The sequence below is a fragment of the Embleya sp. NPDC005971 genome (genome assembly GCF_040629175.1).
Lineage (GTDB): Bacteria > Actinomycetota > Actinomycetes > Streptomycetales > Streptomycetaceae > Embleya.
In genome coordinates, this window is the sequence record NZ_JBEXUX010000018.1 from 82,753 (window position 1) to 108,912 (window position 26,160).

Sequence of the window (26,160 nt, forward strand, 5' to 3'; positions counted from 1 at the left end):
CAGGTGGCGGACGGGAATTTGCTACTCATCGTTCCTCTTTCGCGGGTCGATCGAGGTCGACAGGTCGCGCATGGCCCGTTCTGCGTCCGCACGCGACAGGCCCAGGTCGCGCCACCACAACTTAAAAGTGAAACTCAGGTTCTATTGATACCAAGGTTCTGTTGTGACCTAATGTCGAGTGTCACCCATGGAATCGGAGATGGACATGACCCCGCCACCGCCCGTGCCCCTCTCCCCCCGCCGCTGGTGGGCCCTCGCGGCCTTGGTGTCGAGCGCGCTGATCATTGGTCTCGACGGCACGATCATCAACGTGGCGCTGCCCACCCTCGCCGGCGAACTGGGCGCGGACAGTGCGCAGTTGCAGTGGATCGGCGGCGGCTACCTGCTCGCCTTGTCGGCCGCGATGTTGCCGATCGGGCTGTTGGGCGACCGGTACGGGTTGAAGCGCGTGCTGCTTGCCGGGATGACGGTTTTCGGGCTTGCCTCGGCTGCCGGGGCCTGGGCAGGTTCGGCGGGACAGGTGATCGCCGTGCGGGCCGTGCTCGGGCTCGGGGCGGCGATGATCATGCCGCTGTCGTTGGCGATCCTGCCCAGGATCTTCGGGCCGGCGGAGGTGCCGAAGGCGGTGGCGACCTGGACCGCGGCCACCGCGCTGGGCATGCCGATCGGGCCGGTCGTCGGCGGCTGGCTGTTGAATCACTTCCGGTGGGGGTCGATCTTCCTGTTCAACATCCCGGTCGTCGCCCTCGCCCTGGTACTGAGCGCGGTGTTCCTGCCCGCCGACCCGAAGCGGGTACGGGTGGCGGCAGGCGGGCGGGCGCCGGTCGATGTACTCGGCATGGTGACGAGTGCGTCGGGCATCACCGCGCTGGTCTACGGGACGATCCTGGTGCCGCGGGACGGCTGGGGCAGTCCGCCGGTGCTCGGCACGTTGCTCGGCGGGGCGCTGCTGCTGGGCGGATTCGTGCTGCGGCAGCGGCGCTTCGCACGTCCGCTGGTCGATCTCGGGCTGTTCACGAATGCCCGGTTCCGGTGGGGCACGCTGATCGCGGTGTTCGTGAACTTCGCGGTGATGGGCATCCTGTTCGTGGTGCCGCAGTACCTGGAGGGTGTGCTCGGCAACGACGCGCTCGGCACCGGGCTGCGAATGTTGCCGCTGATCGGCGGGTTGCTGGTGTCCGCCACGCTGAGCGAGACGCTGGTGCCCAGGTTCGGCGGCCGTCCGGTGATCTCGGTCGGCCTGGCACTGCTCGGCGCGGGTGCGCTGCTCGGCGCCGGCACCGACGGCGGAGACGGGTACGGGTTCACCGCCGGCTGGCTGGGCCTCGCCGGGCTCGGTTTCGGGATGGCCGTGGTGCCCGCGACCAGCATGGTGATGGGGTCGCTGCCCGCCGACGACACCGGCTCGGGCGCAAGCCTCCTGGAGACCGTGCAACAGGTCGGCGGGGTGCTGGGGGTGGCCGTGTTGGGCAGCGTGCTGAGCGCCGGTTACCTGGACCGACTCGCGGTGGGCGGATTGCCGGAGCCGGCGGGCGACGCGGCCCGGGACTCGTTGTCCGGCGCGAACGCGGTGGCGGTACAGACGCACGATCCCGCGCTCCTGGCGTCCGCGCACGACGCGTTCGTCCACGGCATGGACCTGGTTCTGGTGGTCTGCGGCGCGATCGCACTGGTCGTCGCCGCCCTCGCGGCCGTCCGCCTGCCCGGCGAGAGCACGGACACGCCCGCCCCCACGCCGCCGGCCCTCGCTTCCCGCCACGGAGAATTGCTCGCATGAGCCCCAGGGAGACCCCGACCGAGCCCGCGCACCGCCCCGCCGCCCCCGGTCTGCGCGAACGCAAGAAGCTCAAGACCCGCCAAAGCATTCGCCACCAGGCGTACCGGCTGTTCGCCGAACACGGCTACGACGCGACCACCGTCGACGAGATCGCCGCCGCCGCCGACGTCTCCCGCAGCACGTTCTTCCGCTACTTCCCGACCAAGGAGGACGTGGTCCTCACCGACGAGTACGACTCGGTGTTCGGCGACGCGCTGGCCGCCAGGCCGGCGGACGAACCGATCGTGGCCGCCATCCGGCACGCGATGACCGAGTCGCTGGCCCACATCTTCACCGCCGACCGGGACGAACTCCTGTACCGGAACCGGATGATCTTCACCATCCCGGCCCTCCGCGCCCGAGCGATGGACGAACTGCTGCGCACCCAGGACGGGATCACCGCGCTGCTGGCCGAGCGCACCGGCCGCGACCCGGGCGACCTGGAACTCAGGTGCGCCTCCGCCGCGATCATCGGCGTCTCGACCGCGGTGATGCGGTACTGGGTGGACCACGAGGGCATCGAGGACCTGGTCGAGCTGTACGACCGCCAGTTGCGGATCCTCACCGACGGCCTCCGCTTCTGACCGCCCACGATCGACGGCGCACGGTCACGATGCGCCCACGTCGGCGGCGGCTGGTCGGCCGGGGTGATCGAACTCGCCGCCCCGGTCGTCGTCTCGTCCGTCGGTCGCAGGACCGGCCGTCGGGATCCGGTGGATCGGGGTGCGCCGCCCGATCCGGCCCGTGGTCATCGGCGCGAAGAACGGGCCGCCCCCGTTCGCCACTTGCCGACCCGCCCTGGTGGCCCCCTCCCGATCGCCCGCGCGGCCGGCCCGACTCAGCGACCGGCGGGTGCCGGCTCCGCGTCGACGCTTGCGTCGTACCGGGCCCGGGCCTCCGCGATGCGTTCCTGGTGCTCCTCGGTCCAGGTGACCAGGGACCGGATCGTGGTGTGCAGCGTCGTGCCCATCGGGGTGAGCGCGTAGTCCACCCTCGGCGGCACCACCGGGTAGACGGTGCGTCGGACCAGGCCGTCGCGTTCGAGCTGGCGCAGCGTCACGGTGAGCATGCGCTGGCTGATCCCGTCGATCTCCCGACGCAGCTCGGTGAAGCGCAGCGTGCGGCTCTCCAGGATCGCGATCACCAGGAGCGACCACTTGTCCGCGACCCGGTCGAGGATCTGCCGCACCTCGCACCCTTCGCGGACGTCCCACTGGAGCGCGTCGTAGTCGTCCTGGTTACTCACGCAGGGGGTCGGTTCCTTTGAAGTGCCTTCTTCCATGGACGTCGATGCTGCCGAAGGATGGGGGTGGTTACAAGAGGGAACCGGGTTCGGTCGGATAACCGACCCCGCGCCTCGACGCCACCATCCACCCGCATCCAGCGTCCCGAGGGGCTGCCGCATGTCCGCATCCACGTCCTCGTCCACCACCACCGCCTCGCCCGCCTCCGCTTCCGGAGCGGGCGCGGCGCAAGCGCCCAGAACGCCGCACACGCCGCCGGAGAACGACGCCGGAGGGATGGGCGCCCGCGCGTGGGGCATGTTGATCGTGCTGTGCGGCGCGATCTTCCTGGAGGGCATCGACGTCGCGATGCTCAATGTCGCGCTGCCGACGATCCGCGAGGACCTGGGCATGTCCACCGGCGCGGTGAGCTGGGTGATGAGCGCGTACGTACTCGCCTACGCCGGTCTCATGCTCCTGGGCGGGCGTACCGCCGATCTGCTCGGCCGGCGGCGGATGTTCCTGTTCTGGCTGACCGTCTTCCTGCTGTTCTCCGGCCTGGGCGGATTCGCCGACGAGGGCTGGATGTTGATCGTCGCGCGTTTCGTGACCGGCGCCTCGGCCGCCTTCATGACGCCCGCCGGGCTGGCCATCATCACCACGAGCTTCCCCGAGGGACCCCGACGCAACCGGGCGCTGCTGTTCTACGCGGGCACCGCCGCGGGCGGCTTCTCGCTGGGGCTGGTGATCGGTGGCCTGCTGACCGCGATCGACTGGCGGCTGGTGTTCTTTGTACCGGTGGCCCTGGCCGCGGTGATCCTGGTGCCGGCCCTGGCGCTGATCCCCGAGGACGAGCGTCCCGATCGCGCCGGTCAGGGCTTCGACGTGGCGGGCGCGATCAGCGTGACCGGCTCGATGTTGCTGCTGGTGTACGGCGTGGTTCGGCTGGAGCACCCGGCGCGGGGCTGGGGCTGGACGATCGCGGTCTTCACGGGCGGGATCGCGTTGCTGCTCGCCTTCGTCGCCGCCGAACGTCGCGCCGGCACCCCGCTGGTGCGGCTGGGCATCCTGCGCTCGGGGGCGCTGGTGCGGGCGAACCTGGGGGCGATGTTGTTCGCGGGCTCGTTCTTCGGCTTCCAGTTCATCGCGGTGTTCTACCTCCAGGAGGTACGCGGCTGGTCGACCCTGGAGACCAGTCTCGCGCTGCTGGCGGTCGGCGCGGACACGGTGCTCGCGCCGACGGTGACGCCGCGCCTGGTCGAGCGGTTCGGCAACCTGCGGGTGATCCTGGGCGGGATGTTGCTGGCCGCGGTGGCGTACGCGCTGTTCCTGTCCATCGACGCGGACACCTCCTACGCGGCGATGTTCCCGACGATGTTGTTGCTCGGGCTCGCCTTCGCGCTGGCCTACGGGCCGCTCACGATCGCCGCCACGGACGGCATCGACGAGGACGAGCAGGGTCTGGCCGGCGGACTGCTGTACACCGCCTTCCAGTTCGGCGCGGCGCTGGGACTGTCGAGTGTGACCGCGGTGCTGGCCGGGGCGGGCGGTTCGGAACTGGACGGCTTCCGGGTGGCGTTGACCGTGCCGCTGGCGGGCGCGCTGCTGGGCGCGGCGGTGACCGTCGTGGGGTTGCGCGGGCGGGTGCGGGTGCCGGTCGAGTAGTTCGCGGTGCCGCTGCACGAAGGGCTTGGCGCCGCTCGCCGATCGACCCGGATCGGCGAGCGGCGCCGGCTCAGGCTCGGGTGGAGTCGGCCACGGGGGCCGACGCCGACGCCGACGCCGGGACCCGCGAGGCCGTCGCGCCGATGGGCGTCCTCGGCCGGCGGACGCCGATCGTCAGCACGGCGACCGCGGCGGCGACGAACATGCCGAGCCCCGCGATGGTCATGCACAGGTGCAGCGCGTCGGCGAAGCTGTCGCCGACGGCGGACAGGGCCTTGCCGGTGGCCTCGGGCGCCAGCCCCAGATGGCCGGCCGCCGACAGGCCCTCGTCCGAGACGGCCGAGGTGACGTGCTCGCGGTCGGCGGGGGCCAGACCGGAGGCGGTCAGGTGCTCCGGCAGGGCGGCGGTGATGCGGTTGGTCAGCACCACGCCCAGGACGGCCGGACCGAGCGCGCCGCCGAGTTGGCGCAGGGTGTTGTTGCCCGCACTGGCCATGCCGGCCAGGTGGTGCGGGACGCTGCTCACCGCGACCGAGGTGATCGGCGTCATCACGAACGCGAAGCCCACACCGATCACCACGAGCGGGCCGATCAGCGCGGCGAATCCGGTGTCCGGCTCCAGGGTGTTCAGGGTCAACATGCCGATCCCGGTGCACACCAGGCCGAAGGTGAGCAGCGCGCCCGAGGGGATCCGGCCCATCAGCCGGCCGACGATCGGGCCGAGCACGACGGTGAGCCCGTTGATGAGCAGGAACCGGTAGGCGACGTCGAGCGCGCTCAGGTGCTGGACGTTGCCGAAGAACAGGCTGAGCGAGAAGACGATGCCGACCAGGCCGAACATGGTGATCATGGTGACCACGCCGGCGCCGGTGAACGAGGGCGAGGAGAACAGCTTGAGCGACAACATCGGGGTCGCCGAGCGGTGTTCGATCACGATGAACGCGGCCAGGCCGAGGATCGCCAGCGCGAAGGCGACCAGGACCGGGCCGTCGGTCCAGCCGACGGTGCCGCCCTCGATCACGCCGTAGATCAGGCTGGTGATCGCGATGATCGCGGCGATCTGGCCGGGGACGTCGATCGCCCGGCCGTGCGGCGAGCGGGAGTCCTCCAGGAGTACCGCCGCGACCACCGCGCCGACCAGGCAGACCACCACGATGGGCGCGAAGATCCAGCGCCAGGAGGCGTGTTCGAGGATCGTCCCGCTCAGCAGCGGGCCCAGCGACATGCCCAGGCCCAGGGAGGCGGCCCAGGCGGAGATGGCCTTGGCGCGGGCCCGGAAGTCCGGGTAGGCGTGGCTGATCAGGGCCAGGCTGGAGGTGAGCAGGGCGGCGCCGCCCGCGCCGGAGAGCGCCTGGCCCACCCAGACCTGGGCAACGCTGTGCGCGGTGAGGTTGGTGGTGGCGCCGGCCGCGAGCAGGACCAGGCCGGCCAGGAATGCCTTCTTGCGCCCGTACAGGTCGCCGATCAGGCCGAAGGTCAGGATCAGCGCCGCCATCGGCAGGATGAAGAAGTCGCTGATCCACTGGAGATCGCTCGTGGACGCCTGCAACCCGCGCTGGATGGTCGGCAGGGACACCGCCACGCCGCCGATCGGCACGTACGAGGCGAAGACCCCCAGACACGCGAGCACGACGGTGAGCGCGGGGCGGGTCGCGGTGGAGGTCGGCGGCGCGTGCGCGGCCGGCGAAGCAGCGGACTGGGGGTTCGTGGGCATGGTGCGACAGCCTTCCAAGTTATCCGTAGGCTGTTAAGTTATCAGAAGACTTAGAACATGTATGAGGACTGCCATCTTGTTCGGCGTCTGCCAAGGTGTCGAGTGCCGAGCCGCCCGTCGGCGTGCCCTACGGTGACGGGGTGAGGCGCCCGTGCGGCGCAGGCCCCGGCCAGTCGGAGAAGGGAAGCGCGCGATGCCCGCCCACCACGAAATCGTCGAACCCGCGTGGAGCGAGCAGCTACCGCATCTGCTCTGGCGTGCGCAGCAGTCCATGCACCGGCTGCTCAACGAGGGACTGGAAGGCATCGGCGTCTCGATCAACCAACTGGGCCTGGCCGGCCGACTCGACGAGAACGGCGCGATGTCCGCGGCCGACCTCGCCCGCGCCCACCACATCACCCCGCAGAGCGTGAACACCGCGGTGGCCGCGCTGGAGCGGGCCGGCTGGATCGTCCGCCGCCCGCACCCGGTACACCGACGGGTGGTCCTGCTCGAACTGACCGCACTGGGCAACGCGGGCGTCGCCGAGGGACGACGGGTGATCAAGGAGGCCGACAGCCTGATCAGCCGAGCGATCGGCACCGAGCAGGCCGAGGTGTTCGCGGCGAACCTGCGGATGATCACCGCGGTGGTCGACGGCCCGGACACGCCGGCGGGGCGCATGTGGCCGGAGCCGCCCGGGTAGGCCCGGTTCAGCCGACATCCGCCGCCCCCGGCACCCGCAACGCGGGCGCCAGGCGCTCCTCGGTGACGACCCGCAGATACACCGGAATCGTGGCCGCCACGGCAACCGCGAACACCACGAACGCGGCGCGCACCCCGAAGCACTGCGCAAGCCCGCCGATCAGGCCCGCACCGAGCGGCATCGCCCCCCAGCCGAGCAGCCGGGCGGCCCCGCTGTAGCGGCCCATCATGTGTTCGGGCACCAGGTTCTGACCGATCAGCCGGGCGTCGACCGACCACAACGTGCCACCCAGACCGCCGACGAAGGCCGCCCCCGCGACCGCCCACAGGTCGGTGGTCACCGCGGGCACCGCCATCATCGCGAAGGTGCCGACCAGATCGGCGAGCATCACCCGCCGGTGGCCGATCAGGCGATTGAGCCACCCGACCAACAACGCGCCGAGCAGGCCGCCGACACCCAGCGCGCTCAACACCACCCCGTACTCGCGGGCCGACAGCCGCATCACGTCGTGCGCGACCAACGGCATCAGCGCCAACCAGCCGCCCCAGCTCGCGCACAGCACGGTGAGGATGAGCGACATCGTGCGGAGCAGCCGATCCCGCCACAGGAAGCGCAGCCCGGCGCCGATCTGCCGGGCAACCGAGTCGGGGTCGGTCGAGGTGCCGGCGCCCGGGTCGTCCCGGCCCGCCGCCCGGAAGCGGCCGGTGAGCAAAAGCAACAGCAGGCTCGCGGCGAGATACGCGACCCAGGTCGCCCCGAGCGCCAGACCGGTACCGGCGGCCAGCAACAGCCCGCCCACGAACGGGCCGGCGAACTCGTTCGCGGCCGTCTCGGCCCCGGTGATCAGCGCATTGGCACGCTCCCGACCGGCGCGCGGAACGATCGCCGGAATCAACGCCGAGGTGGCCGTCAGCGCGATCACCTCGGCCACGCCCAGGACCAGCCCGCCGAGCGCGAGCGCGACGAGGGTGACCCGGCCACCGAGCACGATCGCGATCAACACCCCGATGGCGAGCAGCCGCAGCCCGTCGGCCAGCCACAACAACCGGCGCCGGTCGGCACGATCCACCAGCACCCCCACGGGCAGCGCGACCAGGAGCCACGGCAGCGTCAGGGCGAGCGAGACCAGCGAGATCAACCCGGGGGAATCGGTGCTGCGGGCGGCCAGCACCGGCAGCGCGATCTTGGTGATCCCGTCGGCCAGGTTGGTGACGAGAGTGAAGGCCAAGAGCACGGAGGTGTTCCGGGCAGCGGCGGGCTTCACCCTCCGCCCGCTCGGGACGTCGACACCGACGCTCTGCAAGACCATCGCCCCTCCAAACCACCAAAGCCTTTTACCGGTTGGCTCGCCGACCCGATCGTGGCATCGCCCCGCACACAACGTCAACCGGTAAAGTCGTTAGCCGGTTACCGAGGCGATAGACTGGATCGGGCCGGACCGGACGAAGACCGAGACGACACCCGACCGACAACACGCACCACGGAGGCCCCCGATGCTCGAAGCACCCGCCTCCGCCGTGCTGATCGAGGCGTTCGTGAACACCATCGACGTCGAACTCGGTACGGACGACCTGACCACGCCATCCGAACTCGGCGCGTGGCTGGCCGCCCGGAGCCTGCTCACCCCCGACACCCGAGTCGACCCCACGGACCTCGACGCGGCCCGGCGACTACGCGCCGGCCTGCGCGAGAAACTGGGCGTACCCGTCGGCACCACCCCCGCCCCGGAGCCGCTCCGGCAGGCCGACGACGTGCTGCGCACCCTGCCCGTGGTCTTCGTCCTCGGCCCCGACGGCCGGCCCGGCGGCTTCACGCCGAGCCCCGAACTCCCTCCGGTACAGCGAGCATTGGCCCAACTGGTGATCGCCTGGGGCGAGTTGGTCGGCTCCGGCGAATCGACCCGGCTCAAGCGCTGCGCGGAACACGGCTGCGCCTGGGTCTTCTGGGACGTCTCCAAAAACCGCAGCCGCCGCTGGTGCTCGATGCGCGTATGCGGCAACCGCACCAAGGCCCGCCGCTACGCCGCCAAACACGGTGCGCCGCCCCGGCCCGAAACGACCACCGCAGACGACCCGACGGACCGATGACCCACCGGCCCCGATCAACCCTCCCACCCACGGCGCAACACCAACAAATGGGCCCCGACCACCCGGCCGGGGCCCATCGCCACACACACGCTCGTGCTGCTCCGACTCACACCGGAACGTCCACCTTCACCGCCGAGCCATCCGACTCCTCCGACTCCTCCGAGGCCGCCAAGGCCCCCGGGTCCCCCACGACCTCCGCCCCGTCCCCCCGCCGCCGCCCCGGCAACATCTGCACCAGCGCCGCCACCGCCACGCAGAAGACCGTCAGCAACCACAGACCATTCACGAACGCATCCCCGAAAGTGTCCGTCGTCGGCGCGTCACCCAGCGTGTCGTAGAAGACGATGCCCACCAGGGCCACCCCGAGCGCGCCGCCCACCTGCTGAGCCGTGGAGAGCAGGCCCGCCGCCGCACCGGCGTGCCCGGCCTTGATCCCGGCCAGTACCGTCGCCGCCATCGGCCCCATCACCAGGCCCATCCCGAACCCGGTCAACGCGAGCCCCGGAATCAGCGCCAACGTCGCGTGGGTCCCGGACAGCGTCTCCACCAGTACCACGTGCCCCAGGCCCTGGACGAGCGCGCCCACCGTCAGCACCTGTCGACCCAGCTTCTCCGCGACGCGGCCCGAGATCGCCGAGGACAGGAAGTAGCCGACCCCCAGCGCGATGAACAGCAGCCCCGAGTCGAGCGCCGACATCCCGTGTCCGAGCTGGAGATAGAGCGCCAGGATCAGGAAGAAGGCCGCATTCACCAGGCCGTACACCAGCGCCATCGTGATGCCGACCGAGAACGGCCGCTCGCGGAAGAGCACCGGGTCCACCAGCGGCGCGCCGCCGCCGTCGGCCAGCCCGCGCTGGTACAGCGTGAACGCGCCGAGCAGCAGCGGAGCGATGCCCAGGGACAGCCACGTCCACAGCGGCCAGCCCTGCTCGCGGCCCTGGACCAGCGGCAACACCACGGCGACCAGGCCGAGCGTGATCAACGCGGTGCCGACCGGGTCGAGCCGGGTACCGCCCACGCCCCGGCGTTCCGGCACCAACCTCGGGGTCAGGGCCAGCGCGATCAGGCCCACCGGGACGTTGATCCAGTAGATGCTGCGCCAGCCGAGTCCGAACAGGTCGACCTGGATCAGCGCACCGCCGATGAGCTGACCGAACACTCCCGCGAAGCCCATCGCGAGCCCGTACGCGGTGAACGCCTTGATCCGCTGCTCGCCGACGTACAGCACGTTGATGATCCCGAGCACCTGCGGCATCAACAGCGCCGCCGCCGCACCCTGGAGCACCCGGGCGGCGATCAGCATCTCCGCGTTCCCGGCCAACCCACAGGCCGCCGAGGCGGCGGTGAACAAGCCCAGGCCGATCGCGAACATCCGGCGTCTGCCGTAGATGTCACCGAGCCGACCGGCCGTGATCAGCCCGGCGGCGACCGCGAGGCCGAAGCCCGCGACCACCCATTGGGTCGCGGCCGGCGTCGCGTGCAGATCCGCCTGGGTGGCCGGGATCGCGACGTTGACGATGAAGAAGTCCAGCGTGGTGATGAAGATTCCGGTGAGCAGGACCAGCAGCGCACCCCACGACTGCCGGGGCGTCGATGCCGGTGCTGCGGAAGCCGTGGCCGTCGTGGTGGCGGACATGGGTGATTCCTTTCCGTTCCGGGCGAAGGCGCCGAGCAGCGCGAGAGGAAAGCGCGGAATTCGCGCGGAATATGCGAGGAGGACGCGAAACGCGTCACCGCGAGGACACCGGGGGGCCGGGCGCTACCGTGCCCCGGCCCCGGATCCGTCCAGCGGGGACCTCAGCGGATCACAGACCGGCCGGGACCTTGTCCAGGAAGCCGCTCACCAGGGCGATCCGGCCGTCCGCGGCGACCTGGATCACGTCGAACCCGACCACCACGGCCTCCGCACCCGCCGGGCCGAGGTTCCACGTGAAACGGGCCAGGTCGTGGTGACCGTCCACCGCACCGCCGAGCGTGAACACCAGGCCCCCGAACTGCCCCTGCACCGCGCCGAGCGTGGCGTCGATCGCGTCGTGGCCCTCGGCCACCACCAGCGGATCGACGTAGCGGGCGTCCTCGGTGTAGACCTCCTCGACCAGCTTGCGGCGGGCGGCCGGGTCCGCCTCGTTCCAGGTGGCGATGTAGCGCTCGGCCAGGGCGGTGAAGTCGATGTTCGTGGTCATGGCGACCGTCCTTGTGCTTCCTCCGGGCTCCCGGCCGTTCCGGCGAGCTCCGTTGCCATGAACCTACGGAGCCGCGTACCGACCGGAATCAGTCCCGCATAGGTACTTTGGCGCAGGAGGGATCAGTACGGGGGTCGGTATCGGGGTCGATATCGAAGCCGGTACCGACATCGCACCCGAGCACCGAAGAAGTCGGTATCGGCACCGCGACCAAGGCACCGAGATCGGCACGAAAGCTCGAAGGACACGGGGGACGCCAAGGCATGTTGTACGGACGAGATTCCGAGCTGCGGACCATCGAGCGCCTGCTCGCCGACGCCCGGGAAGGCCGCAGCGGCGTGCTCGTCGTGCGCGGCGAACCCGGCATCGGCAAGACCGCGCTCCTGGATCACGTGCTCGCCGACACGAGCCTGCGCACGATCCGGGGCACCGGGGTCGAGTACGAGGCGGAACTCCCCTACGCCGGGCTGAGCCTGCTGCTCCGCCCGGCCCTGGACCACCTGGACCGGCTGCCCGACCCGCAACGACAGGCCCTGGCGGCCGCCTTCGGCCTCGCCGCGGGCGAGCGTTCCGAGCCGATGTTCGTCGGCCTGGCGGTGTTGTCGTTGTTGTCCGAGTACGCCGGCGACGACCCGCTCCTGTGCGTCGTGGACGACGCGCAGTGGCTGGACCGGGCCTCCCGTGACGCCCTCGTGTTCGCCGCCCGTCGGCTGTACGCCGAGGGCATCGCGCTGATCTTCGCCGCCCGCGAGGACGCACACGCCTTCCCGGTCCAGGGCCTGCCCGAACTGGCCTTGGCCGCGCTGGAGCCCGAGCACGCGGGCGCGCTCCTGGACGAGCACGCCCGGGACATCTCCGCGACCACCCGCTCCCGCGTACTCGCCGAGTCCCGGGGCAACCCGCTCGCGCTGATCGAACTGCCGGTCTCGCTGACCGGCGAACGGGCCGGCGACACCCTGCGCCCGGGCGCCCTGCCACTCACCAGCCGACTTCGGATCGCCTTCCACGGCCGGGTCACCCGGCTCGACGAGGGGACCGGGATGTTGTTGCTGCTGGCCGCGATCGACGACTCCGGCGACCTGGGCATCCTGCTCCGAGCCGGTGCCGGATTCGGCGCGGGACCCCCCGAACTGGCCGCCGCGGAGGAGGCGTCGCTGATCGTCGTCGACGACGACCGGCTGCGCTTTCGGCACCCGCTGATCCGGGCCGCGGTCCAGCAGCGCGCGCCGATCGACCGCCGGCTGACCGCACACCGCGCACTGGCCGACGCGTTCGACGCGCCCGACCACGCGGATCGCCGCGCCTGGCACCTGGCCGCCGCCGCGACCGGCGTCGACGAGCCGGCCGCGAGCGCCCTGGAGCGCACCGGCGAACGGGCCCGCGAGCGCAGCGGCCACCTCGCCGCCGCGCTGGCCTACGAGAAGGCCGCGCGGCTGAGCGAGGACGTGCCGGCGCGCACCCGCCGCCTGGTACTCGCCGCCGAAGCCGCCTCCGAGGCGGGCGAGTTGGACCAGGCCCGCGCGTTCGCCGAACGCGCCGGGTCGGCCGCGACCGACGACGCGATCCGGGCGCGGCTGCTGCACGTGCGCGCGCTGTCCGACTTCTGGCAGGGCGCGTTCACCAACGCACACGAGCTGTTGCTTCAGGGCGCCGCGCTCACCGCCGGGAGTCGACCCGAGCGCGCGGCGCGCCTGCTGCTTCAGTCCATCCACACCGCGTGGTACCTGGGCGAAACCGAACTCGGCGCCACTCTCCTGGAGTTGGCTGCCCTGGAGCTGCCCCCGACGGCCTCGGTGACCCCGGTGGTCGAATTCATGATCGCCGCCTTCCCCCCGAAGCAGGACGGCCCGTGCCCGGACACCGATCCGTTGCACACCGAACGCCCGAGCCTGGGCGACCTGATCCGGGTCGCCCCGCGCACCGACACCGAAGAGCAACGCGACCTACTGCTCGCCTGCGGTGTCGGCCTGGCCCTGGGTCAGGACGCGGACGCGCACCACATCGCCTCGCTGTTCGCCCGGGAGAGCCGACTGCGCGGCGGCATCGGCCGGTTGCCCACCATCCTGTTCTTCGTGGCCGAGGCCGAGATCTTCGAGAGCCGACACACCGACGCGCTGGCCACCGCGTCCGAGGGCCTGCGGATCGCGCAGGACAGCGGACAACAGCAGTGGATCAGCCAGTTCGAGAGCGTGCTGGCCTACCTGGCGGGCATCTCGGGCAACGCGGAGGCCGCCCACCGGCACGCCGACGCGGCCCTGGCCGGCGGCGTGGGCAGCGCGATGCCGGCGGGCGCGCCGTGGTCCGCATGGGCGCTGGGGTTGCTGGATCTGGGCCTGGGCCGCCCCGAGTCGGCGCTGAACCGGCTGGAGCGGCTCGCCCGGGAACCGCTGCGGCATCACATCAGCGCGACCCGATCGATTCCCGACCTGGTCGAGGCGGCCGTGCGGTCCGGCGCCCCCGAGCGGGCCCGCGAGCCGTTGGCCCGCTTCGAGCAGTGGGCCGGTCGCGCCGACCAACGCTGGGCCGACGCACTGGTGTTGCGCTGCCACGCGCTGTTGGCGAGCGACGAGACGGCCGAGGAGTCGTGGGCGGCCGCGCTGGCCCGACACGAGAGCGAGCGCCGACCGCTGGAGCGGGCCCGGACCGGGCTGCTGTACGGCGAGTGGCTGCGTCGAATGCGCCGCAAGACCGACGCGCGCGACCGGCTGCGTACCGCACTGGAGGAGTTCGAACGCCTCGACGCCCGGTCCTGGGCGGATCGGGCACGCACCGAACTGGGCGCGATCGGCGGCAGCGCGACCCCCCGGGGCGCACGGCCCGCCGGTGTGCTCGCACTGCTCACCCCGCAGGAGTTGCAGATCACCCGGCTCGCCGCGCAGGGGTTGTCCAACCGGGACATCGCGGCCCAACTCTTCCTCAGCCCGCGCACCGTCGGTCATCACCTCTACAAGGCGTATCCCAAACTCGGCATCGTCTCGCGCACCGAACTGAGCACGATCCCCGAACTGGCCGCACTCAGCGGCTGACCCGAGGCCCCCGACCCACCGGCCCGGACCACCGATCGCCACCCCCGCAAACCGCGGCGATCAGCCCCCGGCCCCGATCCGCGCAGGCCGATTCCACTCCGCCGCAACCCCGCGCAGCACCGGATGCTCGGCGTTGCCACCGGCGCGGATGTGCTCGTACAACGCACGCAGCCCCTCCGCGCCGGCCGCCGCCCACAACCGTTCCGCGACCCGGGTCAGGGAGAAGTGATACCACCCGAAGTTGATCGCGCCCCGCTCGAACGAGCGCTCCATGTCCACGAGTTCGCGAATCGGCGTGACCTCGACCGGCAACTCGTCCACGGTCGCGGTGAAGGCCCGCAGGGCGGGCAACAGTTCCGGCTCCACCTCGTGCGCGTAGCCGACCATCGCGAGATTCGCGTGCAGCTCGGCGATCCACATGCCCGGGTAGGCGGGCCAGACCTGGTCCTGGAAGAGATGGGTGAGTTCGTGCACGGCCACCAGGTCGAAGTACGGGCGCAGCGCCGGCGGTTCCCCGTACTCGGCGCGCAGCGCCGCGATACTGCCCGCCCCCAGGTGCGGCCGGATCGCCGCGAACAGCTCGGCGCCGAACCAACCGTCGTCGGCGGCCACCCGCAGGTGGTCCTCCGCGCCCTGCGGCGTGCCGTACAGCGGCACCGTCGCCACCGCCTCCCAGTCCGCGGCATCCGCCACGGACAACCGGATGCGCGGCGCGAAGCCCAGCCGTTCGGTCAGCCAGCCGGCGGCACGATCCACCCGCTCCGCGACGACCACGGCCCGCTCCCGCGCGCCCGGGCTGTACCGGACCGTACAACCGAAACCGCCGAGTGTCGCCAACGCCGTCACGCCTACCTCCGAATGGGCTCGGCCGCCACCCTAGATCGTGTCGAAGACACGCCATGGGGCGCCCGATCCGGTTCAGGGCTTCCAGAGCGCGTCCCGGCCGGACGCGCCGAGCGCCCGCTCGAACGCGCTCGCGTCCTCGGGCACGACCACCGGCACGGCGAAGCCGGCGTACTCGCGGTACATCTCCGCGTACCTCGCCACGATGCCCTCGACCGCCTCGCCCAGCTCCGCCGACGCCCGGTAGTCCTGCCCGGTCGCCCGCGCCACGTCCCACCCGTGCAGCACCAGCTCCAGGAGCAACATCGCGGCGATCTCCGTCGCGGGCATCGTCTGGCCGCCCCCGAAGTCGATCTCGCCCTCCCACACGGCCGGCTCCGCCCACGCCGCCACCGCGCGGCGCAGTTGTGCGCCGTACGCGTCGGCCCAGTCCGGCTCGGCGACGAAGTCGCGCGCGGTCGTCTCCTCGGGCAGCGTCGTCCGCAGGGCCCGGTGCTCCATGCCGTGCGAGGTGTAGACGATCCAGTGGTTGAGCAGCGCCCGGGTGTCGAATTCGGGGCACGGCGTCGGCCCGGCGATGCGCTCGGGAGCGACGCCGTGGGCCAGCCGATCGGCTTCGGCGGAGGCTTCGACGAAAAGGTGGTGAATGTTCATGGACCGCACGCTATGCCGCCCCCCGGAAGCCGGTCTTGAACAAACGCGACACCCCCCGCCCGCCGCCCCGCGGCCACACCGGGCCCCTGTCACACCCACCCCCTACCGTGGCGGGATGAGGCTTCCCTACCGCCCTCGCGGAGTGTTGCGCGCGGGCGTCGCACCCGGCGCCTGGGACCTGAGCCTGTACGAGCCGGCCGCCGACCTGGCGCCCTTCGTCGAATACCACTGGATCGTGCGCTGGGACCTGCGCGAGCGGGCGCCCCACCGGCAGAAGGTGCTCTCCCACCCCAACGTGCACGTGGTCTTCGAACACCCGCGCCCGGCGGTCTACGGCGTGGTGCGGCACGTGTTCGAGCGCGAGCTGAGCGGCGCGGGCCACGTGTTCGGGGTCCGGTTCCGCGCGGGCGGCTTCCGGCCGTTCCTGACCGGTCCGGTAGCCGAGCTGACCGATCGGGTGCCGCCCGCGGCCGACCTGTTCGGCCCGGACGTGTCGGCCGTGTGCGACCGGGTGCTCGGCACCGTCGAGGAGTGCGATCGGGTCACCATCGTGGAGTCCTGGCTGCGCGGCCTGCTGTCCGCACCCGCCGCCGGCCCGACCGACGTCGACCCGACGATCGCCGAGGTCGCCACGATCGTCGAGCGCATCACCACGAACCCGAACCTGTTCCGCGTCGACGACCTGGCCGACGAGGTCGGCGTCCCGGTCCGCCGACTCCAGCGGTTGTTCGCCGAATACGTGGGCGTCGGCCCCAAGTGGGTGCTTCGCCGGGCCCGCCTCCAGGAGGTCGCCGAGCGGGCCGAGCACGGCGCCGGCATCGACTGGGCGGCGCTGGCCGCCGACCTGGGCTACGCCGACCAGGCCCACCTGACCCGCGATTTCACCGCCGCGGTGGGCACCGCACCGGGCCGCTACGCCAGGATCTGAGCGCTCGCCATCCCACCCCGCGCAGGCCCGAATCGTCCGCGCGCCGAAAATGCAATCCTTGACGGGTGCCCACCACGCTCGTCGAAACCCAATTCCATGCCGTCCTGAGCGCGTCCGACGACGCCCTGGAGGACACGATCGACCTCGGCGCGTCCCTGCTCGCGGCCTCCGCCCGCGACTGGCCGCAGATCTCGCGTGCGGTGCTCGCGCTGTACGAGCGCACTGCGGACGGCTGCTGGCGGCGCGGCTGGCAACCCGCCGACGTGGTCCGCGCGGTCACCCGCGAGCTGGGCGAACGGCACGCCCCGATCGCCGCCGACCTGGTCGCCGCACAGGCCCGCAGCCACCCGGGCACCGGCCGCCGGTGGACCGCGCAACTGCGCGACCTGGACGCGAGCACCCCGTGGTGGAGTTCGGACGACGCCTACCTGACCGAGCTGGGCGCCCGGGACAACCTGGACCGCTTCGGCACCGCCGCGCGCGTGCTCGAACTGCTCCGCTCGATCGCCCGGCTGCCCTCGATCGAGCCGCTCACCGCCGCCTCCTTCCAGGAGCCGGTCCACAGCCGACCCGCGACCGGCGAACCCCGCCAACTCGGCCGGGTGCGTGCCCTGCTCGCCAAGGCCGAGTCGAGCGAGTTCCCGGAGGAGGCCGAGGCGTTCACCGCCAAGGCGCAGGAGCTGATGACCCGGCACCGGATCGACGAGGCGCTGCTGGGCGCGCAGGAGGGCTCGCGACACGCGCCCGCCGCCTGCCGAATCGGCGTGGACAACCCGTACGAGGGCGCGAAGGCACTGCTGTTGGACGCGGTCGCCGACGCCAACGGCTGCCAGGCGATCTGGTCGAGCGAACTGGGCTTTTCCACCGTGGTCGGCTTCGACTCCGAGCTGGACGCGGTCGAGTTGCTCTACACCTCGCTGCTGGTGCAGGCCACCGCCGCGATGAACCGGGCCGGCTCGCGCTACCACGAGTCCGGCCGCTCGCGCCGGACCAAGACCTTCCGCCAGTCGTTCCTGATCGCCTACGCCGACCGGATCCGCGAGCGGCTCACCGCCGCCAGGGAGGAAGCCGAGGCGAGCGCGAACGAGGCCGCCGAGAACCGCCTGCTGCCGGTCCTGGCCGCACGCGACGTCGCCGTTCGCGAGACCACCGAGCGGATGTTCCCGACCAAGACCACCCACCGCCTGCGCGGCCGGGACGCGGACGGTTGGCGACACGGCCAGGCCGCCGCCGACCGGGCCGAACTGGGCCTGCGGGACAAGCTGAACCGCGGCGAGCCGGCCCGCCCGTAGGCCGCGCATCCCCTCCCGCAAGGGCCTCAGATCCGCGGCAACCAGTTCCCACGCTGCGCCGGCACCGCCGGGGCACGCGATCCACAGCGCCCCTCGGCAACCGCCCGATGCGCCTGACGCGGCGTCATACCCGGTCCCGCCAACGGCTCGACGTCCTCCAGGTGAAGCGGATCGCCGCACACCGAACAGACCACGGCCGGTTCCGCCTCGTGCCCCTCGGACCCGCCGTGCCGGTAGACCACCGGCGGTCCGGTCTCGTCCGCGAGCCAGGTGTCCCCCCACTGCCCGATCGCGACGAGCACCGGAAAGAAGTCGCGGCCCTTCGCGGTCAGCACGTACTCGTGCCGGGGGCGCCGCTCCTCGTACGGGACCCGATCGAGCAGGCCCTCCTCGACCAGCCGATTCAGGCGCTGCGCCAGCACGTTGCGACCGATGCCCAGGTTCTCCTGAAGGTCCTCGAACCGCCGGACGCCGTAGGACGCCTCCCGCAGCACGAGCGGCGTCCAGCCGTCGCCGAACAACTCGAGGACACGCGCGATGGAACACGGCCAGGTTCCGAACGAGGTCCGCTTCATGTCGCCACATTACTGAGCGGGGCGGGATCGATACGCGATCGATCCCGCCCCGCCCAATGTTTTTGACTACACGTCAGTTATAGCCCGGTCACCCGACGCTTACGCGTCGCGCTTCCACCGCGGCTTGCGGTCGCCCGCCGGGCCACCGGCCGGACGGTCGTAGTGACCCTCCCGACGCGGGGCGCGGTCGTGCGAACGGTCGCGGTCGCCGTAGGACGGACGGTCGTTGTTGTACGTCGGACGGTCACCACGCGGAGCGCGGTCGCTGCCGTAGCCGGGACGGTCGCCGGTACGCGGCGCGCGGTCCCCGTACGACGGACGGTCGCCGCGGTAGCCACCCTCACGACGGTCGCCGCCGCCGTAGGACGGACGGTCGCCCGAACGCGGCGCCCGGTCCCCGTACGCGGGACGGTCGCCGGTGCGCGGCGCCCGATCGCCATAGGCCGGCCGGTCACCCGTGCGCGGAGCGCGGTCGCCGCTGTTGTACGCCGGACGGTCGTTGTACGCGGGACGCTCGGCACGCGGGCCGCGGTCGCCCGAAGGACGGTCGCCGCGGTAGCCGCCCTCACGACGGTCGCCGCCGCCGTAGGACGGACGGTCGCCCGAACGCGGCGCCCGGTCCCGGTCGCCGTAGGACGGACGGTCGCCACGCGGCGCACCACCACGACGGTCGCCGCCGCGGTCGCCGCCGTACGGCGGACGGTCGCTGCCGCGGTCCCGGTCGCCCCGGTAGCCGCCCTCACGACGGTCGCCGCCGCGGTCGCCGCGGTCCGAACGCTCGTAGCGCTCGGTCCGCACCGGCACGTCGCCGTTCTTCGCCGCCTCGGCCAACTCGGCCGCCTTGCGGCGCAGTTCGGCCGCCTCGGCCTTGAGCTCGATGATCCGACCGGCGAGCCGCTCGGCCTCGGCCTCGGCCTCGACCGCGGCGTCCGCCACGGACTGCGCCTTGACCTCGGACAGCGTGCGCGCGCCGGTCAGCTTGCGCATCTCCGGGTCGTTGGAGCCCTGCACCCGAAGGCGGGTCGGCTCGACGCCGGCGTCCTCCATCAGGCGGTCCACCGTGCGGCGCTGGTGCGGCAGCGCGAGGGTGACCACCGCACCGGCCTCGCCGGCCCGCGCGGTACGACCCGCGCGGTGCAGGTAGTCCTTCGAGTCCGCCGCCGGGTCCACGTGCAGGACCAGGTCGATGCCGTCGACGTGGATGCCGCGGGCGGCGACGTCGGTGGCGACCAGGACCGGCGTGCGGCCCTCCTTGTACTCGGCCAGGGTGCGGGTACGCGCGCCCTGGGTCATCCCGCCGTGCAGCGCCTCGGCGCGGACACCGGCCTCACGCAGTTGCTGCGCGACGCGGTCGGCGCCGAACTTGGTCCGCACGAAGATCATCGTGCGCCCGCGACGGGCCGCGATGGCCGCCGTGACGTACGTCTTGTCCTTGGGCTGCACGACCAGCACGTGGTGCGACATGGTCGTGACCGACGACGCGTGCGGGTCCACCGAGTGGGTGACCGGGTTGTCCAGGTACTTGCGGACGATCGCGTCCACACCCTTGTCCAGCGTCGCGGAGAACAACATCCGCTGACCGCCGGCCGGGATCAGGTCGAGCAGCGCGGTGACCTCGGGCAGGAAGCCCATGTCCGCCATCTGGTCGGCCTCGTCGAGGATGGTGATCTCGACGTTGTCCAGCACGGCCGAACCGCGGTCCACCAGGTCCTGGAGCCGACCGGGGGTGGCGACCAGGATCTCCACGCCGCGCTCCAGCGCGAAGATCTGCTTCGGCATCGACATGCCGCCGGTGACGGTCTTCATCCGCAGGTCGAGAATGCGACCGTAGGGCTCCAGCGCGTCGTGCACCTGCATCGCGAGTTCACGCGTCGGCGTGAGGATCAGCGCGAGCGGACGACGGGCGCGCGCCTTGCGACCCGACAGCCGGGTCAACATCGGCAGCCCGAAGCCCAGCGTCTTGCCGGAACCGGTACGACCGCGGCCCAGGATGTCCTTGCCGGCCATCGCGTCCGGCAGCGTCGCCGCCTGGATCGGGAACGGGTGGGTCACGCCGCGGCGCGCGAGCGCGTCCACGACGTCCTTGTGCAGACCGAACTCGGCGAAGCTGGGGCCGGTCGGTTCGGGAGCGGATTCGGCCTCGACCTCGTCCGAGGCGTCGTCCGCCTCGTCGAGCCCGGCCTCGTCGGCTGCGTCGTCCTCGACACTCGCGTCGACATCCGTGTCGGAGTCGGTGTCGGTGTCCACATCGGCGTCCGCCGCGGCCTCGTCCTGCGCCGCGAGCTCGGTGTCGCCGTCATTGGTGTCGTCGTTCTCGACGACCTCGGGAGCGATCTCGGTAATCTCCGCGGCGACCTCGGTCACCTCGGCTGCCTGCGCACCCGCCACACCCTCCTGCACCTCGGCACCTTCGGTACCGGGCATGGGCGTAGCAGTGTCATTGGCATAGGGGGGCATGCAAAACCTTCCGGATGCGGCCCGTCTCGAAGGTCCGCAGCCGAAATGTGGTCGCACGAGAAAGCGACACTTCTGCGGAGCACCAGAACGAGCCTACGAGGCGCCGCGACTCATGGCGGCGCCTGGATATGGGCAAAGCGATTCACCAGCGTACCCGATCACTACTCGTTTACGCCTATCGGGTGCGTTCGTACTCCACCCTCAGGCGTGCGTCCTCGTGTACGACGAGCAGCCTCGGACGCTGCCACGACCAGTGCTCGGGGAGCAGGAACAGCCTCCCCGGGGCATGCCGCAACAGGCGCAGTCCGGTGTACCGGTAACGGTAGGAGGCCCCGATTTCTTCCTCGACCGCGATCCCGTCCCCCGAGCGCATCCGCAGATCCTGCACCGAGTACAGAACGACACCGGTCCGCCCGGGCAGTTGCCGCGCGACGGCCTTGCCCGCGTCCCGCCCGGACACCTTCGCGTACGCCCCCGACGCCCAGAACAGACACAGCACCACGGCCGCGCCGGTCAGCAACACCGACGGCGACCACGGCCGCGAACCGCTCGCCGAACCGCGCCGACGCGACCCGATCCGACGCGAGAGCAACACTCCGTAGGCACTGAGCAACAGCCCCGCCGCGAGCGCGCACGGCAACAGCAGCGGCCACCACTGGGCGCCCCGGGCAGGCCACCGGTACACCGCGCTCCAGATCGCGCCCGGCAGCACGAACCACGCACAACGCAGCGACCACGCGCACCACGCGCCGATCCGGCGGTGCCGGCGCAGCCACGCCGGCAGCCGAGAGTGCACCGCCCGGACCGCGAGCAGCCCGGCGACGAGCACCAGCAGCGGCCGGTACAGCGCACGCAGGCCGGCCGCCACATACTCCGCCGGCGACGTGTCCAGCACGCTCTCGTCGAAGCCGAGGTAGTTCGCCCGAGCCGAGGCACGGGCCCAGCCGAAGTGGCAGAGCAACCCCGCCGCCACGAGCGCGATCACCACGAAGACGATCGCGAACTCGCCGCCGAGGCTTGCCGATCGCCGTTCCGCGGCGCCGCCCTCGACAACCTCGGTGCGGACCGTCTCGACAACCCGATGGGCCCGATGGGCCCGATGCGCGGACTTGCGCCGCCTGGTCGCCCGTCGATCCGGCAGCGGGGATCCGTGCTCCACCGCGGGCGCGGGCCCGGTGCCGGCCGGTTCGCCGAACCACCGGGTGAGCATCGAGACCGGCGCGCCGCAGGACACCTCGGCAAGCTCCGGCGCGAGGTTGCCGGTCGCCCGGAACGGCGTGAACTCGGCCGGCGACCCGACGACTTGCCCGTGCCGCTCGGCGGACTCGGCGAACACGTCGAGTTCGGCGAACAGGTCGGACTCGGCGACTGTGTCGGGCTCGGCGAACCGATCCGACTCGCCGCCGGGACCGTCCGGCGGCGCCGACGCCCGATCGGTCTCCCGGGTCCGCGCCGGCGGATCCCCCCACGCCTGACCGGGAACCGGTTCGTACGCCTGCGGTGCCGGCGAACACCGCCACCCGCTGCGAGCACGCGGCACGGCCGACTCGGCCGACGCGAGTTCGCCCACCCGGGTGGTCGATCCGGTCCCGGGAAACTCGGGCTCGTCGTCGGCGAAGTCCGGCATCGGCCCGATGTCCCCCTGCGTGGTCACCGCCTCAGCATGGGCACGGGCGAACACCGGCTCCAATTTCGCACCTCCGCACGTCACCCGTTCGGCCGCGGCGCGTGAAGGCGCGACGGGAGCGCGCGCGATTTTCGAACCCGACCCCGGCACTAGCGTGTTCGGGTGTCACAGACCGGAGTACTCACCGCCGTCTCGATCGGCGGCGCCATCGGAGCACTGGGCCGCTGGGGGCTCGCGGAGGCGCTCCCGCACAGCGGCACGGCCTTCCCGTGGGCGACCCTGCTCACCAACGTCACGGGTTGTCTGCTGATGGGGATCCTGATGGGCCTGCCCCTGCCCGGCGTGCTGACCCGCCCCTTCCTGGGCACCGGCGTGCTCGGCGGCTTCACCACGTTCTCCACGTTCGCCGTCGAGACCCGCACCCTGGCGGCCGGCCACGCGTGGGCCTCGGCCTGCCTCTACGTCGTGGGCAGCGTCGCCCTGGGACTGGCGGCCGTGCGGCTCGGCCTGGTCCTGGCCCACCGGCCGCGCGGAGCCGCCGGATGATCCCGCTGATGGTGATCCTGGGCGCGCTGATCGGCGCCCCGCTGCGCTACCTGACCGACCTGCACGTGTCCGCGCGGATCGAATCGGCCTTCCCCTGGGGTGTGCTCACCGTCAACGTGGCCGGTTCGCTGATCCTGGGCGTGCTCACCGGCCTGGCCCCCGACGAGCGAATCGCCGCGCTGATCGGCACCGGCTTCTGCGGCGCCCTGACCACCTTCAGCACCTTCGGCTACGCGACCGTGGAGATGTACATCCACGACCGCCGCCCCGTCGCCGTCGCCTACGTCCTGCTCAGCGCCGTCCTGGGCCTGGCCGCGGCCGCGCTCGGATACGCCGCGGCCCACTGACCGATCAGCCGTACCCGTGCTCGTGCAACCACTCGTCCCCGATCCCGAAGTGATGCGCCACCTCGTGCACGACGGTCACCTCGACCTCCTCGACGACGTGTTCGTACGTCTCGCAGATCCGCAGGATGGGGTTGCGGTAGATGGTGATCCGGTCCGGCAGGACGCCCGCATACCAGTCCCCGCGTTCGGTGAGCGGGATGCCTTCGTACAGGCCGAGCAGGTTGGTCCCGTGTTCGCCGTCGGGGGCGGGTTCGTCCTCGACGAAGATCGCCACGTTGTTCATGATCCCGGTCAGCTCGGGCGGGATCCGGTCCAGGGCCTCGGCCACCAGTTCCTCGAACTCTTCGCGCGACATCTCCAACACCCACCCATTCTGCGGCTTCGCACCCCGGTTCGCGGGGTCTGCCGCAGGCCCGTGACGGCCCCCGGTTATCCGCTTTGCAAGCGCCGCCGGAAACCCCGTATAGTTCGGGACGTCCCCGACGGCAACAAGACGCCGGACACGGCCAACAAGCCCCCATCGTCTAGTGGCCTAGGACGTCGCCCTTTCAAGGCGGTAGCACGGGTTCGAATCCCGTTGGGGGCACGCAACAAACCCCCTCCGGGGGCCGCAACAAGCCGGACAGCCAGTACGGTAGGGTTCAACACGAAGGAAGCCCAAGGAAACGCGGGTAGAGGTCCTGTGGAGCAGTTTGGAGTGCTCGTCACCCTGTCAAGGTGAAGGCCGCGGGTTCAAATCCCGTCAGGACCGCAAGATGGTAAAGATCGGGGCGCCGAAAGGCGCCCTGATCCATCGAGGCCAGGTAGCTCAGTTGGTACGAGCGTCCGACTGAAAATCGGAAGGTCGGCGGTTCGACCCCGCCCCTGGCCACCGCAGCCGGATAACCCGACGCCCCAGACGATTCATCGTCCGGGGCGTTCTTGCGTGGTCGGGCCGGCGACGCGGTGCAGCGACTCACCCGGTCGGGTTCGGCTCGGGCCCGCGCTCGTGTCCGCGCCGCCCGAACCGGACTTCGTCGTGATACTTCGGTCATGAGCGCCGCGGACACCCCCGACCGGATGCCCACCCATCCCCCGCACGACGAGGCGATGGGGACCCGGCTGAACTGGCTCCGGGCGGCCGTGCTGGGCGCCAACGACGGCATCGTCTCCACCGCGGGTCTCGTGGTCGGTGTCGCCGGAGCCACCGACGAGCGCGCCCAGTTGCTCACCGCCGGGCTGGCCGGGCTGCTCGCCGGATCGTTGTCGATGGCCGCGGGCGAGTACGTCTCGGTAAGCACCCAGCGCGACGCGGAGAAGGCCGCGCTGATCCAGGAGCGGCGCGAGTTGACCGACGAACCGGAGGCCGAACTCGACGAGTTGACCGGTCTGTTGGAGAAGCAGGGGATCACCGGGCCGGTCGCCCGCGAGGTGGCGGAGCAACTCACCGCCCACGACGCGCTCGCCGCACACGCCCGGGTCGAGCTCAAGATCGACCCGAACGAACTGACCAACCCGTGGCACGCGGCCGGCGCCAGCTTCCTGGCCTTCACCGTCGGCGCGTTGTTGCCGCTGCTCGCGATGGTGTTGCCGGCCGCCTCGACCCGGCTCCCGATCACGGTCGCCGCCGTGCTGGTCGCCCTGGTGTTGTGCGGCTGGAGCGGGGCCCGATTGGGTGGTGCGCCGCCGGCCCGCGCGATCGTGCGCACCACCGCGGGCGGGGCCCTGGCGATGGCGGTCACCTACGGAGTGGGCAGCCTGCTCGACGCGAGCGGGGTCTGAGCCGCGGCGGCGCCCGGAACAGGTCGCCCGATTCATCGCGAATCAATGTGATCACGCGCTTTCCTTCCAGTGGTAACGCCGCGTATTCACGCCCGCACGTGGAGCACCGCCCTCCCGCGCCACGGTGATGGCCGGGTCGGCCCCGGCCGGGCGACCGGGATCGGGCATCCCCGCCACCGTCGAACAAATCGACCCGGCCTCGTCGCGAGTTCCGTGTTTTCCCACTCACCGGGCCACCGCGGGCCCGCAGGTCTCGATACCGTCCTCGGAGTCGGTTCGCATCGGACCGTCGTCGACATCCCCCGGACGGAGGACTCGTGGCCGGCCCCACTCGTATCGTCAGGCTCGTGTCGTCGGGTTCGCGCCCGCAGCGCAAGGGCGGCATGAAGTCGACCGCGGTCGCGGCGACCCTGACCCTGACCCTCGCCGGCGCGCTCACCGCGTGCGGGAGCGGCGGCGGCAAGAACTCGGCCCGCAGCGGTTACGCCGAGGTCTGCGCGGATCGCACGCACAACGTGCGCGTCGACGACTTCCGCTGCCTGGGCCGCACCGACCCGACCCTGTCCTGGTACTACGTCCCGCATTCGTGCGGACAGACCCTCACCCCGGCCAGGGGTACGACTCTCCTCGCCGGGCAGGGATCCTTCGATCGCCCGCGCAAGGGCAAAGTGGAACGCGGCGGCTTCGGCTCGTGCCCGTCGAAGAGTTCAAGCTGACGCGGTGTCACATCC

Annotated in this window: 23 protein-coding genes and 3 tRNA genes; 15 read left to right on the top strand and 11 right to left on the bottom strand. The window is 71.7% G+C overall.

What is annotated here, in order from left to right; translation table 11 throughout:
• Positions 1–187: 187 nt before the first annotated feature.
• A complete protein-coding gene (locus ABZ374_RS18160; protein ID WP_360312066.1) occupies positions 188–1,777 on the top strand; it encodes an MFS transporter in 1,590 nt (529 codons plus the stop codon).
• A complete protein-coding gene (locus ABZ374_RS18165) occupies positions 1,774–2,400 on the top strand; it encodes a TetR family transcriptional regulator (RefSeq protein ID WP_360312068.1) in 627 nt (208 codons plus the stop codon). Before ABZ374_RS18160 ends, ABZ374_RS18165 begins: the two co-directional genes overlap by 4 nt.
• A gap of 254 nt (positions 2,401–2,654) precedes the next feature.
• Here the strand turns inward: ABZ374_RS18165 and ABZ374_RS18170 are convergent, their stop codons facing one another.
• Positions 2,655–3,098, bottom strand: coding sequence for a helix-turn-helix domain-containing protein (locus tag ABZ374_RS18170; RefSeq protein WP_360312070.1), 444 nt, complete (start codon positions 3,096–3,098; stop codon positions 2,655–2,657).
• 238 nt (positions 3,099–3,336) lie between these two features.
• On the opposite strand from ABZ374_RS18170, the gene ABZ374_RS18175 reads away from it, so the two are divergent.
• The gene (locus ABZ374_RS18175; protein WP_360312197.1) at positions 3,337–4,704 is read left to right on the top strand and encodes an MFS transporter; all 1,368 of its coding nucleotides are present in this window, start codon (positions 3,337–3,339) and stop codon (positions 4,702–4,704) included.
• A gap of 70 nt (positions 4,705–4,774) precedes the next feature.
• Here ABZ374_RS18175 and ABZ374_RS18180 read toward each other — a convergent pair whose 3' ends face one another.
• Positions 4,775–6,418 carry an MFS transporter gene (locus ABZ374_RS18180; RefSeq protein WP_360312072.1) on the bottom strand — a complete coding sequence of 548 codons (1,644 nt, stop codon included), beginning with the start codon at positions 6,416–6,418 and terminating at the stop codon, positions 4,775–4,777.
• 193 nt (positions 6,419–6,611) lie between these two features.
• Between ABZ374_RS18180 and ABZ374_RS18185 the strand changes: the two genes are divergently transcribed.
• The gene (locus ABZ374_RS18185) at positions 6,612–7,103 is read left to right on the top strand and encodes a MarR family transcriptional regulator (RefSeq protein ID WP_360312074.1); all 492 of its coding nucleotides are present in this window, start codon (positions 6,612–6,614) and stop codon (positions 7,101–7,103) included.
• 7 nt (positions 7,104–7,110) lie between these two features.
• Here ABZ374_RS18185 and ABZ374_RS18190 read toward each other — a convergent pair whose 3' ends face one another.
• Positions 7,111–8,412, bottom strand: a complete 1,302-nt coding sequence (locus ABZ374_RS18190; protein ID WP_360312076.1) for an MFS transporter — start codon at positions 8,410–8,412, stop codon at positions 7,111–7,113.
• A 184-nt stretch (positions 8,413–8,596) separates the two neighbouring features.
• On the opposite strand from ABZ374_RS18190, the gene ABZ374_RS18195 reads away from it, so the two are divergent.
• A complete protein-coding gene (locus ABZ374_RS18195; RefSeq protein WP_360312078.1) occupies positions 8,597–9,190 on the top strand; it encodes a CGNR zinc finger domain-containing protein in 594 nt (197 codons plus the stop codon).
• Positions 9,191–9,296: 106 nt separating this feature from the next.
• Here the strand turns inward: ABZ374_RS18195 and ABZ374_RS18200 are convergent, their stop codons facing one another.
• Entirely contained in the window at positions 9,297–10,826 is a 1,530-nt protein-coding gene (locus tag ABZ374_RS18200; protein ID WP_360312080.1) for an MFS transporter, read from the bottom strand.
• Between the two features lie 169 nt (positions 10,827–10,995).
• Positions 10,996–11,373 (bottom strand): nuclear transport factor 2 family protein, encoded by a 378-nt coding sequence (locus ABZ374_RS18205; RefSeq protein ID WP_360312082.1) that lies wholly within the window; start codon positions 11,371–11,373, stop codon positions 10,996–10,998.
• Positions 11,374–11,636: 263 nt separating this feature from the next.
• Here ABZ374_RS18205 and ABZ374_RS18210 point away from each other — a divergent pair, with 263 nt between their 5' ends.
• The gene (locus ABZ374_RS18210; RefSeq protein ID WP_360312084.1) at positions 11,637–14,399 is read left to right on the top strand and encodes an AAA family ATPase; all 2,763 of its coding nucleotides are present in this window, start codon (positions 11,637–11,639) and stop codon (positions 14,397–14,399) included.
• A gap of 60 nt (positions 14,400–14,459) precedes the next feature.
• On the opposite strand, the gene ABZ374_RS18215 is transcribed toward ABZ374_RS18210, so the two are convergent.
• Positions 14,460–15,245, bottom strand: a complete 786-nt coding sequence (locus ABZ374_RS18215) for a hypothetical protein (RefSeq protein ID WP_360312086.1) — start codon at positions 15,243–15,245, stop codon at positions 14,460–14,462.
• 72 nt (positions 15,246–15,317) lie between these two features.
• Positions 15,318–15,896, bottom strand: coding sequence for a TIGR03086 family metal-binding protein (locus tag ABZ374_RS18220; protein WP_360312088.1), 579 nt, complete (start codon positions 15,894–15,896; stop codon positions 15,318–15,320).
• Positions 15,897–16,011: 115 nt separating this feature from the next.
• On the opposite strand from ABZ374_RS18220, the gene ABZ374_RS18225 reads away from it, so the two are divergent.
• Together ABZ374_RS18225 and ABZ374_RS18230 are read left to right on the top strand one after the other, a co-directional pair.
• Positions 16,012–16,824, top strand: coding sequence for a helix-turn-helix domain-containing protein (locus ABZ374_RS18225; RefSeq protein ID WP_360312090.1), 813 nt, complete (start codon positions 16,012–16,014; stop codon positions 16,822–16,824).
• Positions 16,825–16,889: 65 nt separating this feature from the next.
• Positions 16,890–18,116: a DUF2786 domain-containing protein gene (locus tag ABZ374_RS18230; RefSeq protein ID WP_360312092.1), complete on the top strand. Its 1,227-nt coding sequence runs from the start codon at positions 16,890–16,892 to the stop codon at positions 18,114–18,116.
• Positions 18,117–18,142: 26 nt separating this feature from the next.
• On the opposite strand, the gene ABZ374_RS18235 is transcribed toward ABZ374_RS18230, so the two are convergent.
• The 3 genes from ABZ374_RS18235 to ABZ374_RS18245 form a co-directional block, all read right to left on the bottom strand.
• Positions 18,143–18,691 carry a helix-turn-helix domain-containing protein gene (locus tag ABZ374_RS18235; protein ID WP_360312094.1) on the bottom strand — a complete coding sequence of 183 codons (549 nt, stop codon included), beginning with the start codon at positions 18,689–18,691 and terminating at the stop codon, positions 18,143–18,145.
• A gap of 99 nt (positions 18,692–18,790) precedes the next feature.
• Positions 18,791–21,115 carry a DEAD/DEAH box helicase gene (locus ABZ374_RS18240; RefSeq protein WP_360312096.1) on the bottom strand — a complete coding sequence of 775 codons (2,325 nt, stop codon included), beginning with the start codon at positions 21,113–21,115 and terminating at the stop codon, positions 18,791–18,793.
• A gap of 208 nt (positions 21,116–21,323) precedes the next feature.
• The gene (locus ABZ374_RS18245) at positions 21,324–22,802 is read right to left on the bottom strand and encodes a hypothetical protein (RefSeq protein WP_360312098.1); all 1,479 of its coding nucleotides are present in this window, start codon (positions 22,800–22,802) and stop codon (positions 21,324–21,326) included.
• 135 nt (positions 22,803–22,937) lie between these two features.
• Here ABZ374_RS18245 and ABZ374_RS18250 point away from each other — a divergent pair, with 135 nt between their 5' ends.
• Both ABZ374_RS18250 and crcB read left to right on the top strand, forming a co-directional pair.
• Positions 22,938–23,321, top strand: a complete 384-nt coding sequence (locus ABZ374_RS18250) for a CrcB family protein (protein ID WP_360312100.1) — start codon at positions 22,938–22,940, stop codon at positions 23,319–23,321.
• Entirely contained in the window at positions 23,318–23,668 is a 351-nt protein-coding gene (crcB, locus tag ABZ374_RS18255) for a fluoride efflux transporter CrcB (RefSeq protein ID WP_360312102.1), read from the top strand. Before ABZ374_RS18250 ends, crcB begins: the two co-directional genes overlap by 4 nt.
• 4 nt (positions 23,669–23,672) lie before the next feature.
• Here the strand turns inward: crcB and ABZ374_RS18260 are convergent, their stop codons facing one another.
• On the bottom strand, positions 23,673–24,032 hold the full coding sequence (locus ABZ374_RS18260) for a metallopeptidase family protein (RefSeq protein WP_360312104.1): 360 nt from the start codon (positions 24,030–24,032) through the stop codon (positions 23,673–23,675).
• Positions 24,033–24,181: 149 nt separating this feature from the next.
• On the opposite strand from ABZ374_RS18260, the gene ABZ374_RS18265 reads away from it, so the two are divergent.
• From ABZ374_RS18265 to ABZ374_RS18285, 5 genes are all read left to right on the top strand, one after another.
• Positions 24,182–24,254 (top strand) — tRNA-Glu (locus tag ABZ374_RS18265).
• 90 nt (positions 24,255–24,344) lie between these two features.
• Positions 24,345–24,419: transfer RNA gene (locus tag ABZ374_RS18270), tRNA-Asp, on the top strand.
• A 46-nt stretch (positions 24,420–24,465) separates the two neighbouring features.
• Positions 24,466–24,539 (top strand) — tRNA-Phe (locus ABZ374_RS18275).
• 161 nt (positions 24,540–24,700) lie between these two features.
• On the top strand, positions 24,701–25,429 hold the full coding sequence (locus ABZ374_RS18280; RefSeq protein ID WP_360312106.1) for a VIT family protein: 729 nt from the start codon (positions 24,701–24,703) through the stop codon (positions 25,427–25,429).
• A 347-nt stretch (positions 25,430–25,776) separates the two neighbouring features.
• A complete protein-coding gene (locus ABZ374_RS18285) occupies positions 25,777–26,145 on the top strand; it encodes a hypothetical protein (RefSeq protein ID WP_360312108.1) in 369 nt (122 codons plus the stop codon).
• Positions 26,146–26,160 lie beyond the last annotated feature (15 nt).